General features: G+C 67.8%; 17 protein-coding genes. 5 read left to right on the top strand and 12 right to left on the bottom strand.

Translation table 11 applies throughout. The annotated features are described in order from the left end of the window. Window positions 1-3: 3 nt before the first annotated feature. Window positions 4-387: a hypothetical protein gene (locus QNO07_RS27525; protein WP_349636809.1), complete on the bottom strand. Its 384-nt coding sequence runs from the start codon at window positions 385-387 to the stop codon at window positions 4-6. 359 nt (window positions 388-746) lie between these two features. On the opposite strand from QNO07_RS27525, the gene QNO07_RS06530 reads away from it, so the two are divergent. Continuing rightward, window positions 747-1,313 (top strand): GNAT family N-acetyltransferase, encoded by a 567-nt coding sequence (locus tag QNO07_RS06530; protein WP_283990637.1) that lies wholly within the window; start codon window positions 747-749, stop codon window positions 1,311-1,313. A gap of 92 nt (window positions 1,314-1,405) precedes the next feature. Here QNO07_RS06530 and QNO07_RS06525 read toward each other — a convergent pair whose 3' ends face one another. From QNO07_RS06525 to QNO07_RS06475, 11 genes are all read right to left on the bottom strand, one after another. Continuing rightward, window positions 1,406-1,969 (bottom strand): YbaK/EbsC family protein, encoded by a 564-nt coding sequence (locus QNO07_RS06525; protein WP_283990636.1) that lies wholly within the window; start codon window positions 1,967-1,969, stop codon window positions 1,406-1,408. A gap of 209 nt (window positions 1,970-2,178) precedes the next feature. Next, window positions 2,179-3,405, bottom strand: coding sequence for a glycoside hydrolase family 64 protein (locus QNO07_RS06520; protein WP_502961790.1), 1,227 nt, complete (start codon window positions 3,403-3,405; stop codon window positions 2,179-2,181). A gap of 313 nt (window positions 3,406-3,718) precedes the next feature. Beyond that, window positions 3,719-4,111, bottom strand: coding sequence for a hypothetical protein (locus QNO07_RS06515; RefSeq protein ID WP_283990635.1), 393 nt, complete (start codon window positions 4,109-4,111; stop codon window positions 3,719-3,721). Between the two features lie 105 nt (window positions 4,112-4,216). After that, window positions 4,217-4,573: a DUF6086 family protein gene (locus tag QNO07_RS06510; protein WP_283990634.1), complete on the bottom strand. Its 357-nt coding sequence runs from the start codon at window positions 4,571-4,573 to the stop codon at window positions 4,217-4,219. Between the two features lie 28 nt (window positions 4,574-4,601). Beyond that, on the bottom strand, window positions 4,602-4,997 hold the full coding sequence (locus QNO07_RS06505; protein ID WP_283990633.1) for a hypothetical protein: 396 nt from the start codon (window positions 4,995-4,997) through the stop codon (window positions 4,602-4,604). A 21-nt stretch (window positions 4,998-5,018) separates the two neighbouring features. Further along, complete coding sequence (locus QNO07_RS06500; protein ID WP_283990631.1) at window positions 5,019-5,480, bottom strand: DUF4279 domain-containing protein; 462 nt, start codon at window positions 5,478-5,480, stop codon at window positions 5,019-5,021. Continuing rightward, window positions 5,470-5,925, bottom strand: coding sequence for a DUF4279 domain-containing protein (locus QNO07_RS06495; RefSeq protein ID WP_283990630.1), 456 nt, complete (start codon window positions 5,923-5,925; stop codon window positions 5,470-5,472). Before QNO07_RS06495 ends, QNO07_RS06500 begins: the two co-directional genes overlap by 11 nt. After that, complete coding sequence (locus tag QNO07_RS06490) at window positions 5,907-7,991, bottom strand: putative adhesin (RefSeq protein ID WP_283990629.1); 2,085 nt, start codon at window positions 7,989-7,991, stop codon at window positions 5,907-5,909. The genes QNO07_RS06495 and QNO07_RS06490 overlap by 19 nt, the downstream gene beginning before the upstream one ends. 286 nt (window positions 7,992-8,277) lie before the next feature. After that, window positions 8,278-9,069 carry a hypothetical protein gene (locus tag QNO07_RS06485; protein WP_283990628.1) on the bottom strand — a complete coding sequence of 264 codons (792 nt, stop codon included), beginning with the start codon at window positions 9,067-9,069 and terminating at the stop codon, window positions 8,278-8,280. A gap of 98 nt (window positions 9,070-9,167) precedes the next feature. Further along, on the bottom strand, window positions 9,168-9,386 hold the full coding sequence (locus QNO07_RS06480; RefSeq protein WP_283990627.1) for a DUF397 domain-containing protein: 219 nt from the start codon (window positions 9,384-9,386) through the stop codon (window positions 9,168-9,170). Next, entirely contained in the window at window positions 9,370-10,209 is an 840-nt protein-coding gene (locus tag QNO07_RS06475) for a helix-turn-helix domain-containing protein (protein WP_283990626.1), read from the bottom strand. Before QNO07_RS06475 ends, QNO07_RS06480 begins: the two co-directional genes overlap by 17 nt. 114 nt (window positions 10,210-10,323) lie before the next feature. Here QNO07_RS06475 and QNO07_RS06470 point away from each other — a divergent pair, with 114 nt between their 5' ends. From QNO07_RS06470 to QNO07_RS06455, 4 genes are all read left to right on the top strand, one after another. After that, window positions 10,324-10,608 (top strand): hypothetical protein, encoded by a 285-nt coding sequence (locus QNO07_RS06470; RefSeq protein WP_283990624.1) that lies wholly within the window; start codon window positions 10,324-10,326, stop codon window positions 10,606-10,608. A 34-nt stretch (window positions 10,609-10,642) separates the two neighbouring features. Beyond that, complete coding sequence (locus tag QNO07_RS06465; protein WP_283990623.1) at window positions 10,643-10,945, top strand: DUF7848 domain-containing protein; 303 nt, start codon at window positions 10,643-10,645, stop codon at window positions 10,943-10,945. A 68-nt stretch (window positions 10,946-11,013) separates the two neighbouring features. Continuing rightward, entirely contained in the window at window positions 11,014-12,459 is a 1,446-nt protein-coding gene (locus tag QNO07_RS06460; protein ID WP_283990621.1) for a sensor histidine kinase, read from the top strand. Then, entirely contained in the window at window positions 12,456-13,139 is a 684-nt protein-coding gene (locus tag QNO07_RS06455) for a response regulator (RefSeq protein ID WP_283990619.1), read from the top strand. The genes QNO07_RS06460 and QNO07_RS06455 overlap by 4 nt, the downstream gene beginning before the upstream one ends. The last annotated feature ends 13 nt before the right edge of the window (window positions 13,140-13,152 follow it).

Here is a 13,152-nt window from a genome sequence, read left to right as displayed (position 1 = left end):
GTCTCACCGGCCCGGAACGCCGCCCACCAGGCGGTCGTCGCGCGGGGTGCGGGTGAAGTAGGTCCGGGTCACCCAGCGGGCACTCTGCCCGGTGCGGACGTGTTCCTTGACGCGGCGGAGGTGCCCGGCCTCCGACAGCCGCCGCAGCGCGGTGCGCAGGGCACACTGGCCGTAGGGCAGGACCTTGGCGAGCGTCTTCACGGAGAGGTCGGCGCCTTCGGGCAGCCGGTCCAGGTAGGACGCGACGGCCGCCTCCCGGGCGGGCAGGTGTGCGAAGTCCTGCGGGTGGGCGGGGTCTTGGCCGGGGGCGCTGCGTTTGCCGTACCCCGGATTGGCCATCGGGTGTGCGGCGGTGGGCAGGTCGGCGCTAGGGTCGTCAATAGCCATCGGATCGTACTCAGCCTTCGATTCGGACGGTCAGACCCCGTCCCGGTGTTCCCGCACCGGCCGGGGTCGTTCTCTTTCCGCGCACGCTAGACCCCGGCGACGCGTTGTCGCAAACCACTCACCCAGGGTCATCACCCCTGGTATAAGCGGCGGTTGGCGGCATCCTGACAGTCGTTCGGGCGGGGTCGGTCGCGACTCCGCCGGTTCCGTGCCGCGCCCTTGTGAGGGGGAGGGCGGGTGGGAAGGGGACCCGCCGCCCATTCCTTGTAGAAGGGGCTCGGAGGTCGGAGCTTGAGCCCCGGGCCGTGGATTCCCCTCAGCGCCTGCATGCGACGGCAGTTGCGGACACCATGGCCATCATGAGTGACATGTGGACCGGTGAGAAGGTGCGTCTTCGCGGTGTCGAGCCGGAGGACTGGGAGGACTTCCGCGATCTGGCCGAGCACACTGTTGATGTCCGCAACGCCGACCTGGTCGGGCCTCCCCGCTCGCAGGAGAGCTTTCGTGCCTGGACTGCCGAGCGTGCAGGGCGGGCACCGGAGGGCGGAACGTTCCGGCTGGTCATCGAGTCAGCGGCCGATCGTACGTTCGCCGGTTCCGTGACGGTCGGGGAAACCGACAGCCGTGCGGGAAGATTCAAGACGGGCATCGAGATCGCCCGTGAGCACCGGCGCAAGGGCTACGCGGCGGAAGCCACCGGGCTGGTCCTCACCTACATGTTCGCCGAGCAGCGCTGCAACAAGTGTGAAGTGGAGGTCTACGCGTTCAACGATGCCTCCCTTGCTCTCTACCGCAGTCTGGGCTTCGTCGAGGAGGGACGGCTGCGCCAGCACGAGTTCTTTGCCGGCGACTACCGGGACGTGGTGCTCCTGGGCATCACCGCCGCCGACCACTGGGCCGCGCACCCCCTCCCCTCACTGCGCTGAACTGCACGGTCCTACCCAGCGGTTGTCCCGCAGGTCAGTCCCGTCTCCCTGCCGGAAGACCCCAGTGACGACCCGCATCTCCGGCGTACACGTCAGCCCGCCAGGCCGGGGACGACCTCGGCGCCGGGCAGTTCGGCCAGCGCGGCACCGGGCAGGATGAGCTTGCCGCGACGCAGGCCGCTGCCGACCAGTACGTGCGGCGTGGCGATCACGGCCTCGTCGACCAGCAGCGGCCAGCCCTTCGGCAGCCCGAGCGGCGTGATGCCGCCGTACTCCATACCGGTCTCCACGACGGCCGTGTCCATCGGCGCGAACGAGGCCTTGCGGGCGCCGAGATGCTTGCGCACGGTCCGGTTGACGTCCAGGCGGGTCGTGGCCAGCACGACGCATGCGGCGAGCGTCGTGTCCTGCCCGCGCTTGGCGGCGACCACCACGCAGTTGGCCGACGCCTCGGGCGGCACGTCGTAGGTCTGGCAGAAGACGGTCGTGTCGGCCTTGTCGGGGTCGGTGTCCACGACCAGGACCGACTCCACCGGTCCGGAACCGGCCCAGGCGGCCAGCGCGGCCGACACCGGCTCGGCCACCAGCTCCGGCCGCCGGACAGCGGGCCAGGCGGCGTCGAAGGAACCGAAGGGGACAGTGCTCTCGTCGCTCATCGGCCCAGGCTAGCCGCCTGTGTGGCCGGTGCGGGAGGCGTCCCGCACCGCGGAGAGCGGCACGGCTCGTGCCCGATGGAGGGCGGTGGTGTGCGAGGGCCCCGCACGGCGGAGGCCGTGCGGGGCCGGTCGCCCGGGTCGCCCTCACGGGCGGCGCGGGAACTGCGGCGGAGGCCGCTGGCGTGCGGCGGCTCCCCGGCCCGGGCAGGTCAGCTGAAGGGGTCCAGGGTGATGTAGGCCTGCTGCGGGTTGCCGTCGTGCACCAGGGACTCGTGGGCGCCGACGTCGTCGAAGGCGAAGGCGTACGCCTTGCCGTCGACCATCTGGGCGTGCACCAGGCGGGCGTAGTGGTTGGTCACCGGGTCCTTGTAGAAGTTGGCGTTGTTCGCGTCGGGCTGGTTGGCGTTGGTCAGCAGCGTCGACCGGTGGAAGCCCGCGCACAGGGTGCGGGCGATCGGGCCGACCACGTGGTCGTTGGGCGCGTGCAGCCGCCGGTGGCAGCCGAAGATGCTGTCCGCGTCGGGCTTCTCGAACGACGCGACCCGGGCGCCCGCGTTGTTGGTGAAGTGCATGGTGTTGCCGGAGACACGGCCGTGGAACCGGGTGTTCGGCTCGTGCGAGAACGGCGTGACGGTCAGCGTCTGGCTGCTGTACCGGCTCCAGACGCGGTTGACGTAGTCGTCCAGGATGTTCGCCGGGATCATGCCGGCGCCGAGGCCGTGGCCCGGGGAGAGCGCACGCAGGACCGTTCCGTCGGGACGTGTCTGGATCAGGTTGCCCCAGCCGCCCGACTGCCCGCGCAGCGCGTTGAAGAAGGCGTTGTAGCCGCCCGGCTTGAGGCGTCCCGTGCTCTTGACCACGCCGTCGGCCTGCCGCACGCCGACCGCGTAGGGAGCCGAGAACATGTCCACCTGCGTGCTGTTGATCCACAGGCCGGAGTCGTTGAGCGTGTACTCGGTCCAGTTGAACAGGATGTTGCGGTTCGGGTCGGTCGGGTTCTGGAGGGCGGGCTGCACCAGGCCGCCCGTGGTCAGCCGGAAGACCAGCTTCTGACCGTAGGAGAAGTAGACCCGGCCGGAGAACTTCGGCATCCGGATCGTCTTCGACTGCCCGTTGGCCGGACCGGGGATGGACGCGTCGGGCGCGGGCGTCGGCGGGTTGCCACCGGCCGGCCACGGGTGGAACGTGCCGTTGGCGTCGGCCCAGCCCTGCCGCCCGGAGGCCAGCTCGGTGCCGATGACGTAGACGTAGGTCTGCTCGCCGCGGCCGGAGTCGTTCTTCAACGTCAGCGGGATGGTCGTCGGTACGGCGGCAGCGTCCCTGGTGCTGCCGGCCGTGGAGCTGTCGGCGGCGGACGCCGGTCCGACGGTCATGAGGCCGGTGGCGAGTATCGCCGCCGTGCCGAGGTACGCCAGTGTTCTTCGCAGAGCGCGCACGCTCTTCCTCCTTGGGGTGGGGGTTCCCGTTCAGGCGGAACGTGGGGTACGTGCGCCGCGGGGTGGCGACGCACGGATCAGCCGTCGCGGCCCGACCCGGAGGGGTTGGCGTCGACGGGGGAGAGGCTGGGTGTGGAGGGGTGGGGGCGGTCACCGCTGGGGAGCGGAGAACTCTCGGCCTGAGTGAGAGCGCTCTCAGCGTCGGGCTGCGGACTGAGGACGTCAAGCCTCCGCGCACGGTTCCGGAACCTGGAGGGGCGTCTGGCGGATGCAGGTGCGTTCGTGCCGTCCTGCCGGCGCGCAGCACATGGAACTACATGTACTTTGCGGATTCCTCACCCAGCTCGACTGTTCTCTCCGGGGGGATCGCAGGCACGGCGTAGTTCAACCCTCGAATCTTCGAAACGAGCTCCTGGGGCAGAGCCAGGTTATACCTCCTGACATAGAACATGAGGTCTTGGCGCCATACCCATTCCCCATCGGTCAGGGTGGAGTATCCACCAACAAATTCTGCCTCCGATCCGAGTACATCGTCCGAGATCCCCATGATGTCCCAGACGGCATGTCCTGAGCGGAGGTAGCCGACGATTAGATCGACGTCGGGCTCGGGTTGGGCAAGTAGATTATCGGACGCGCTTGTCAGCGTTTCCCGATCCCCTGTTCCGGGGAGTCTCCAGAATTCTTTGTAGTACCCGGCGATTTTCATGGGTTATGCGCCTCGGATGATGGCGTGCCTGCGGATTCGATGCTTGAACGTTGTTGCCCGTCCGTTCTGGCGGGTTGGGTCAGATGGGTGGCGCATCGTCAGCGGTCATGGCCGGGTCATGTGGCGGCTCAGCTCCACGACCTCGTCTCGCCAGTTGCTCTCCAGTGTCTCGAACGCCAACAGTCCGGCGCGTTCGGCCAGTACCAGGCAAGTCAACGTGACGCCTCGCATCAGAGCTTTCTTGACGGCATTGTTGGTATTGTTGAAATCTCTGACTGAGGCGTCGACGAAACTGGCGAAGGTTTCTACGTGGATCTCGCACTCGTCTTCGGCGAGCGGCCCCAGCCCCGAGGGAACCCCTAACCGCTCACTCTGTTGGTGCACCTGCTGAACAAAGAGACGGGCCACGGAGTTCGAGGGGTTCCACACGATGTCCCTGTGTGTCTGGAAGTAGCAGCTCATTCCATCTGTCCTGGAGCTCTGTGAAGCGCTAGAAATGAGCGGCGGATTCCTCGGTCAAGGCGATCAGTCTCTCTGTGGGAACATCGGGAATCGTGTAGTTCAACTCGCGGATTCGTGACAGGAGATCTGTGGGCAGGGACAGGTTGTAGGTGCGCACGTAGAATCCCAGATCCTGGCGCCATATCCACTCGCCGTCAGTCACAATGGAGTAGCCGCCGACTATGCCCTGCTCGGACCCGAGAACGTCAACGGCGACGCCCATAATTTCCCATAGCGCGTGACCGTGATCGAAGTAGTCGGCTATGGGGATAACGTCTGCTTCTGCTTTCCCGCGGGTATGATCGGTCAAGCTGTCTTTGTGATGTGGGCAGCTTTCTTCTGCACACCACCAAAATTCTTTGAAGCCTCCGGCGATACGCACCATGATCCTGTTGACGGCAGCGACCTATCGACCCTCCGTCAACCATGCCATGTCATCTTTGACTGCATCGGAGAGGACAGTGACAGATACGGGCATGCCTGTGTCACCCAGCAGGCGCAACACCTCCGGAGGCAAGTACAGGTGCTGTTGGGTTTCTGCCCGCCCCGAGATGTCGATGGATGCCAGGTGCCCCGTTTCGGTCAGCTGGTCCAGCTGGCTTCTTTTTCTCAGAAGCTCGGTGAGAAATGACTCAATCGCCTTCACGGGGTCAGTGTCAGGCTCTACCTGTGAGGAGAGGATCCAGAATGGTTGCCCGTCTCTGAAGTCTGGGTAGCGACCCTTGTCGATCTCACTTGTTGGCTCGGCCTCCAGGACTTGCGTGACGAACCCTCCATTGAGATTCGGTGCGGTCACGAGTAGAGAGACCTGTACGTCGCAGAAGGTCTTTCTCGTGCGGGTCTTTTTCTCCATGTTGTCATCTCTCATTGGTGTTCGGTGAGAAGAGCACTGGGATTCCCGCGAGCGAGAGTTTTCTCATCTGATCGCCCGAAATGGTGACCGCAGAGTTGTTGCCGGCGAATCCGTAAATGTGTAGATAGACGTCGATGCCCTCGTTCGTCAGGAGTTTGAGTTCCCCCCTTTTCTGCTCGATGATCTCAAGGGCCTGGTTCAGTTGCGTGGTGAAATCCCGGGAGGTGTGTTCGTTTACTTCCCAGGCCCAACTGCCCGGAAGAGGCTCTGGCCACCAAGGGCTAATACTAGGCTTCCCGGATGATGTGGGCTGGACTTGCAGGATCTCCGTCACATATTCTGGGTTCAGTGAATCTTCCTCGACGACGAGTGCGACGCTGGTGAGGACCCACTCGTATTCGCTGTCCCTGAAGGGGTGCATCGTCTCTCCAGTGATGTCGGTTACCTTACCTCGCGGCATGCCGCCCAGTGTATTTCTCCCATTCCGGGCCGCAGGAGTTCGGACAGTTTTGTACGATTCGCCACCGTCGTGGATTCTTCCATGACGCTGAACCCCTCGCCGAGCCTTGCTTGAGGTGATCCCAGAGTGTAGTTCGGTATCTGATCCCCTGCGTGGAAGGTCTCCACGTACCCACCTTTAGGGTACACTCCGCTTTCCACTGCCACGCCATTCAATCCGGGTATTCTCTCACCGTGTTGCACATAGAATGAAATAGAAGTGCCCGGAGGTACCGTAAGAACTCCGGCTCTGCTCTCCAGAAAGCCGTGGCCCGCCAGTACCGTCTGTCCGTCAGCCCTTCCGCCTGCGAAGACCCGCGTGGCATACGCATGTCCCTGCTCCGAGGTGTAAGAGCGGTTCGAAGGCGTCAGCTGCCGGTCCAGCAAAGCCTGTCGTACCTCGTCGAATGACGGCAGGGGGTCGTTGACTCCTCGCGGGGACTCCCGTCGGAAAAGTTCTTCGAGGTAGCCGGGGACCTCTGGGGTGGTCGCCCGCCCGTTGGGCGGTTCACCGCCATCTCGGTAGTGGGCGCGGCCGTTGACGTCGCCTACGTCGGTGCTCGTCTCGCCCGTGGTCACCGTGCTCTGTCTGGCGTTGTCTGCGGCGTTCACAACGGACGGGGCCGAAGGCTCGCCCGACGCGCGCCCTGCGGGGCCTGCCAACTCCGGCGGGCTTGTGCCACCTCGTGGGCCAGCGGCTTCGACCTGGCGGTTGGCGGGAAGCAGATTGCCGTCCGGGTCCAGGAGCCGTCCCGATGGTGTCAAGAGCCTGCCGTCGGGGAGCCTCACCTCCTCTACGGCCAGGTTCCCGGACGAGCGACCCGTCTGTGGGGGCGTCGATGGCAACTCAGGGACCGTGTCCGTCCGCAGCGGAAGCGAGACCCGGCCGTCCGGCAGCTTGGCGACAAGACCGGTCGTGACTCGGTTCAGGTTGGCGGCGACTTCGCTGATCTTGGGCAGCTTACCGACGGTGACTCCCACACCCTTGCCGATGTAGGTCATGGGGTCGGCGAGGCGGCCTGCGGTGTGGGCGGTCCTGCTGAATTTGCCGGCGGTTCCGGCCTTGCTGCCCACGACGCCCAGTGTGAGCACGTTGAAGGTGACCAGCCCGGCGGCGCGTGTCGGGTTCCGGCCCCACTCGTCCCAGGCCACCATGCCCTTGCCGAAGTCCCTGGCGGCCTGCTTCATACGCTTCTCGTCGGCCGTCTCCTCGTACGTGCCGAGCGTCTTGTCGAGTACCCACTCGAAGGGCGCGACGGTGTAGAGGCCGATGCCTCCGAAGGCGTCCGCTAGGCCGGACCAGGCGTTGCCGAAGTCGTCGCCCCACGGGTTGACCAGGGTTCCGAGGCCCTTCAGGGCCGCCCAGGCACCGTCGATGACGAAGCCGTCCCAGGCGAAGCTCTTGATGTGGTGCCCGACTTCCCACCACTCCCGCTGCCGCTCGACGACCTTGCCCCAAGGGGTCTCGCCCGCCTTCTTCATGTCAGCGGTGCTCAGGCCGTACATGTGGTCTCCGCCCGAGCCGTCGTCGGCCGTCCACGGAGTGCCGCCGACAAGGCGGAGGATGCGGTTCGCCGCACGGCGCTCCGCAGCCCAGAACTGGGCGACCGCCACGCTCACGTCCTGGTGGAGGTCGTTGTTCCTGGTGGTGTTGTCCTCGTCCTTGCGCCAGTCCGCGTCGCCCTCGATCGAGTTGACGAAGGCGGTCGCCTCCGTGCGGAGACGTTTCAGCTTGCTGTCGATCGGCCGGACCTCGGCGGCGTAGTCGTCCAGGGCCGAGCTGACCTTCTCCAGCTTGTCGCCGAAGCCGTCCGCACGTGTCGAGACCGGCTTGGTGGTGGCGAAGAGCTGTTCCGCCTCCGGGGCGTCGTAGAACGAGCTGAGTCCCTGGAAGCCGGTGTGGATGCTCGCTCCGGTCTCCCGGATGGCCTTGGCGTCCTTCCTCAGACTCCCGGCCTTCTCCTCCAGAAGCTCAAGATTCCCCGTGAACTGCGGTATGCCGGACGGATCGATCCGTTCCTCTGGCACGGTTCCCCTCCCGTGTCGCAGACGTCGGCCGGTCATGCGCGACATCTGTGCCCACAGGAAAGCAGAATCGCAACTGCCAACACAAGTGATTCATGGGAGTGAGGTGGGACGCACGTCCTTGCTGTATGCGTCCGGTGGAGCGCGTCAAGTTTCAACTACTGGTCAGGGCAGCTGGCTTCGTGGGCCACGTAATGACGGGCCGACGTGGGGCACGGTGTGGAGGCTGCCGCTTCCTGCATCCTTGGAGTCGCGGACGGGAACGGTTGCGTTCAATCCGTCCGGCGCCTCAAGGTAGTTTGCTTCCCACCGCGACGAGCACGCTGCCCGGTGTCCGGCGTGACTGCTGCCGCAGCGCCTCGACGAAGAGTTCGGCAATCCACGCTGCTGTGTCCGGGCCCCACCCCCGGACAGCGCAGTCAAAGCCCAGGCCGAGTTCTCCGGCGCGGACGTCCCGCAGACGCTCGTGGCCCACGGGCTGAGCAGCGACACCCGTAGGAAGACCGTCGGCCTGCGGCCCGGGTCGGCACGTCAGGTGTCCTTGGGCGAGTTCCTGGGCTGTGGCTGCGAGCACATCGGCCTGTAGTGAGTCCGGAGCCCCTTCCAACCGGACGTGCAGGGTGCGCTCAGGCTGCCGGAAGGCGGTCAGCTCCTGCCACTCCGCCATGGAGGCGAGTGCCGGGCGGGCATCGGCGGCTGCTTCCAGGGGCACCAGGGCGTGGAAGCCGGTGAGGCGATAGGTGCCGACGGCGTTCAGCGCGTCGGACAGGAGGATGGCAAGCGGGAGGAAGGGCAGGCGCTGCCCGGGTAACTGGGGAGCAACGTCGACCTGGCACCAGGCCATCTCGGTCTGCCGGCCAGGGTGCTGCCAGTCACCGCCTGCATCCAGGTGCCACCAGCGGCGCCCGGGTGGCACACCCGCGCTGGAGTGGACCGAGGGCCAGCCGTACGCGTCGGCCCGGCTGACGATCAGGCCGTTGATCCCGTCAGCCGGCTCGGCCACGTCGTCCTGGCGCCAGCGTGCGAGGACGGAGGTGTCGACATCCACGACGCCGTGCAGGCCGAGGAACAGCTCGCCCACGGAGCCCTTCCTCACCCTCCGGGCACGTGGCAAGCGTCAGCACCTCCTGGAGCCCTCGCCGGACGTTCCTGCTTCCCGACAGCCGTTGCTGGTGACGGTCAACTGCCGTTCAGCACGCCCGTCTTCACGGCCGTGACGAAGGCGGTCCACTCGGGTGCCGGGACGGTGAGCGTGCCGCGTCCCGGGTCCTTCGAGTCGCGGACGGGCACGGCTTCGCCGGTCAGGTCGTCCCGCACCTGGAGGCAGTTGCCTCCGCTGCCGTCGCTGTAGCTGGAGGCGCGCCATTCGCCCGCGCTGCCGTCATGGTGAGTCCTCATGGGCGTACTCCTCCGCCACCGAAGCGATCAGCGTGAGGGACGCCTTCGGCGACAGCGCGGCGGCCCCGAGCAGATCGTAGGACAGGCGATACCTGGTCACCAGCGACGGATCGTCGATCAGCTTCCCGGTTCCCAGGCCCTCCACGTAGACGAGAGGGGCTGCGTCGCTGAAGTCCATCACTTTCAGGCCGCCGCCGAGGGCGGGGTGCGCTCCTGCGGAGAAGGGCAGGACCTGGACGATGATGCGGTGCTGCTGCACGAGGCGGCATACCGCGTTGAGGGAATCGGCCATTGTCGAAGCGCAGCCCACGACCCGGCGCAGCACGTTCTCATCCAGCACCACCCACAACAGCGGCTGCGTTGGATGGTTCAGGATGGCTGCCCGTTCAAGTCGAGCAGCGACGAGTTCGTCGATCGTCTCCTCGGGGGCGGTGGGCTGGTATGCGCGGAACACGGCCCGCGCATACCCCTCTGTCTGGAGCAACCCCGGGATGAGGAGGGGCGCGTACTCCTTGATGGACTGTGCCACCGCCTCGGCCTCCGCCGCCTCGGCGAAGTGGTCCGGGTAGCGGGAGGTGGTGGCCGCCGCGCAGTTGCGGGCGAAGAAGCCGCCGGTGTTGAGGGTGTCGTCCAGGCGGGTGGCGTACTCGGGCTGCATGCGGCGTGTACCGGCCTCAAGTTGGCCGATGAACGAGCCGCTGACGAACAGCGGCCTGCCCAGCTCCTCCTGGCTCAGGCCGGCCTGCTCGCGCTGGAAGCGGAGTTCGGCGCCCAGGAGGGCACGCGGCGAGGATCCCGGGTCCAGCTTCTTGGGTGCGGGCACGGCAACTCCCTGTCAGACATGTGGCCTTGTTGGACGTTTTGCCCTCCTCAGGCTAGCCGGGTTCGGGCACGCTGGGTGTGTCGATGAGCAACACGGAGTGAAGAGGTGGATCAGGTGGCAACTACCGAGCGGCGCCGCGCGGCGGTCGAACGGCTGCGGGCGGCGGAGGACGTGGCGAACCGGTTGCGGGAGGTGCTGGCCGCTCGCGGCATCGTGCTGCCGTCGCTGCGGGTCGATCCGGTGACGTGCGCGCGGGAGGAACCGAACCCGCTCGTGGACCTGGGCTGCTGCAACCAGGAGACGGCCGGGAGGCTGACCGACGCGTTGCGGTTGCGCGGGTCGACGGAGGGGCTGGCCGCCCGGCTCGCCGAGCGCAACCGCCACAGTCGGCTGCCGTGAGGGGGCGCTGGGTCCCGGGGACAGCCCGCCCGCCGTGCCGTTGGAAGGCGGGCCGCGGCGGACGGTGTCGGTGCTGCGGCACGAGGTGTGGACGTTGCGGCCCGACCGGGAGCCGGGCGCCGAGCCGGTGACGTTCGCCATGCAGTGCGCGGTCTGCTGCGCCGCCTCCGTCCCGTCGGTGGACTTCGCGGACGCGCAGGCGTGGACGTTCCGGCACGCCGGACGCCACCCTTCGCACCACAGCTACCGCGAGCTGATCACCCGGCCCTGGCACGCGTTCCGCCCCGACCGGTCTCCGTCCGGTGGGCTGCGAGCGGCCTGGCCGCCTCCCCCTTGAGGGGGACGCGGAGCACGGCACCATGGGCGGACGCGGACGAACCGGTGACGTCCGTAACGTTCCCTCCCATGACGGCACAGTATGAGGATCCCAATCCGCGTTCCGAGTGGGGCATGGTCCGTGGTTCGCTGCGCGAGCTGAAAGCGGAACTGGTGGACAACGCGTTCGCCTGGCACCCGCTGCCGCCGCTGTCCGCCCGGCGGACCAGCGGCCTGCCCGCTTCCTTGCGCGGACCGGCCCGGTGGGCACCGCACGCGGTGGTGGTCTTTCTCTGCCTGCTGCTGCTCCTGGTCGAGGCCAGCATCAACAGCGATCCGTACGGGATGGTGCGCGGGCTGTTCCTGGTGGCACCGCTGATGCTGGCGCTGTTCCGTCCGATCGCGGCGTTCTGGCTCTCGCTGGCCGCCACCTGTGTGGGGGTCCTGCTCGTGGTGCCCGTGTGGGGTGCGTGGCCCTGGTCGGTGCAGGGCGGCACCGCACACCTGGTGGTGATGCTGGTCGTGGCCGCCCGCAAGCCCCCTCGGGTCGCCGCGCATCTGTGGGGTGTGACGGCGGTGGTGGGGGTGTTCCTCACGGTGGTCGGAGGCAACCATCCATCGCTGTGGATGCGGGACACCGTGGACTTCGCGGTGGGCACCGTGGCGGGCATGGCCATCGTCAGCGGCGCCGCGCTGGGTGTGCTGCTGCTGGTGCGCGGCTGGTGGCAGTCGCAGCAGCGGGTGGAGCAGCAGGTCGAGGTGGTGCGGGAGGAGCGGTCGCGGCGCACGGTCCTTGAGGAGCGCACCACGATCGCCCGGGAGCTGCACGACGTCGTCGCCCACCACATGTCGGTGGTCGCCATCCAGGCGGAGGCCGCCCGCTACCGGGTCGAGGACCCGCCGGAGGAACTGGTCGCGGCGCTGGGCACGATCCGGGAGAACGCCGTGGCCGCGCTGACCGAGCTGCGGCGCGTCCTGGGGGTCGTGCGGGCCGACATGCCGTCGGTTCCGGAGGCGCCGCAGCCCACCCTCGCCGACCTCGACACCCTGCTGGACGGGGTGCGGGCGGCCGGGCTGGGAGTGCGGAAGACCACGACGGGTGCGGTGCGTGCGCTGCCGCCGGGCGTGGAACTGTCCGCGTACCGGATCGTGCAGGAGGCACTGAGCAACACGCTGCGGCATGCGCCGGGTGCTCCGGCCAGCGTGGAACTCAGCTATGTGCTGAGCGGGTTGGGCCTGCGTGTCGTCAACGAGGCGCCGGACACCGCGCCGCAGCCCTCACCGGGAGCCGGTCACGGCCTGCTGGGCATGCGTGAACGTGCCGCGATGCTGGACGGTGTGCTGACCGTGGGGCCGACGGGTGACGGCGGCTGGGCGGTGGAGGCGTTCCTGCCCGTCCCGATCGACCCCGACGGCGAGGAGGGCGTCGTGCCGGGCGGGGGCGGGGGAGCAGATGCCCGAGCCGGGGACGGCACGGACACGAAGGAACTGAGCGGCAGCGGGTTCCCGGCCGACCGGACGGAGCCGGCGCCGTGATCCGGGTGTTGGTGGCCGACGACCAGATGATGGTCCGCGAGGGCTTCTCGGTGCTGCTCAACGCGCAGCCTGGCATCACCGTCGTCGGCGAGGCTGTCAACGGCCGGGAGGCGGTGGCGCGGGTCGGTGCACTCGCTCCGGACGTGGTGCTGATGGACATCCGCATGCCGGAGATGAACGGGCTGGACGCCACCCGGGAGATCGCCGCGTCCTCGGCCGGCACGCGGGTGCTCATCCTCACCACCTACGACCTGGACGAGTACGTCTACCAGGCGCTGCGGTCCGGCGCGTCCGGCTTCCTGCTGAAGGACGCGTCCGCCCAGCAACTCGCCGACGGGGTGCGGACGGTGGCGGCGGGTGAGGCCTTGCTGGCGCCGACGGTCACGCGTCGGCTGATCGTCGAGTTCGCGCGCCTGGCGGGGGCGGGCGGCGCCGCCCGTGCCCCGCTGCAAGAACGCATCGCCGACCTGACCGAGCGGGAGACGGAGGTGCTGGCGCTCATCGCGCAGGGGCTGTCCAACGGGGAGATCGCCGCGCACCTGGTGGTGGCCGAGTCCACGGTGAAGACCCACGTCAGCCGCATCCTCGTCAAGCTCGGCCTGCGGGACCGCACGCAGGCCGCCGTCTTCGCCTTCGAGTCCGGCCTCGTCACCCCGGGCGGCACCGACCGCCGGGGGTGACGGGGTGGCGGTG

It is taken from the genome of Streptomyces sp. 549, from assembly GCF_030124175.1.
Lineage (GTDB): Bacteria > Actinomycetota > Actinomycetes > Streptomycetales > Streptomycetaceae > Streptomyces.
The sequence above is the reverse complement of the archived record's forward strand: the minus strand, read 5'-3'. Positions and strand labels throughout refer to the sequence as shown.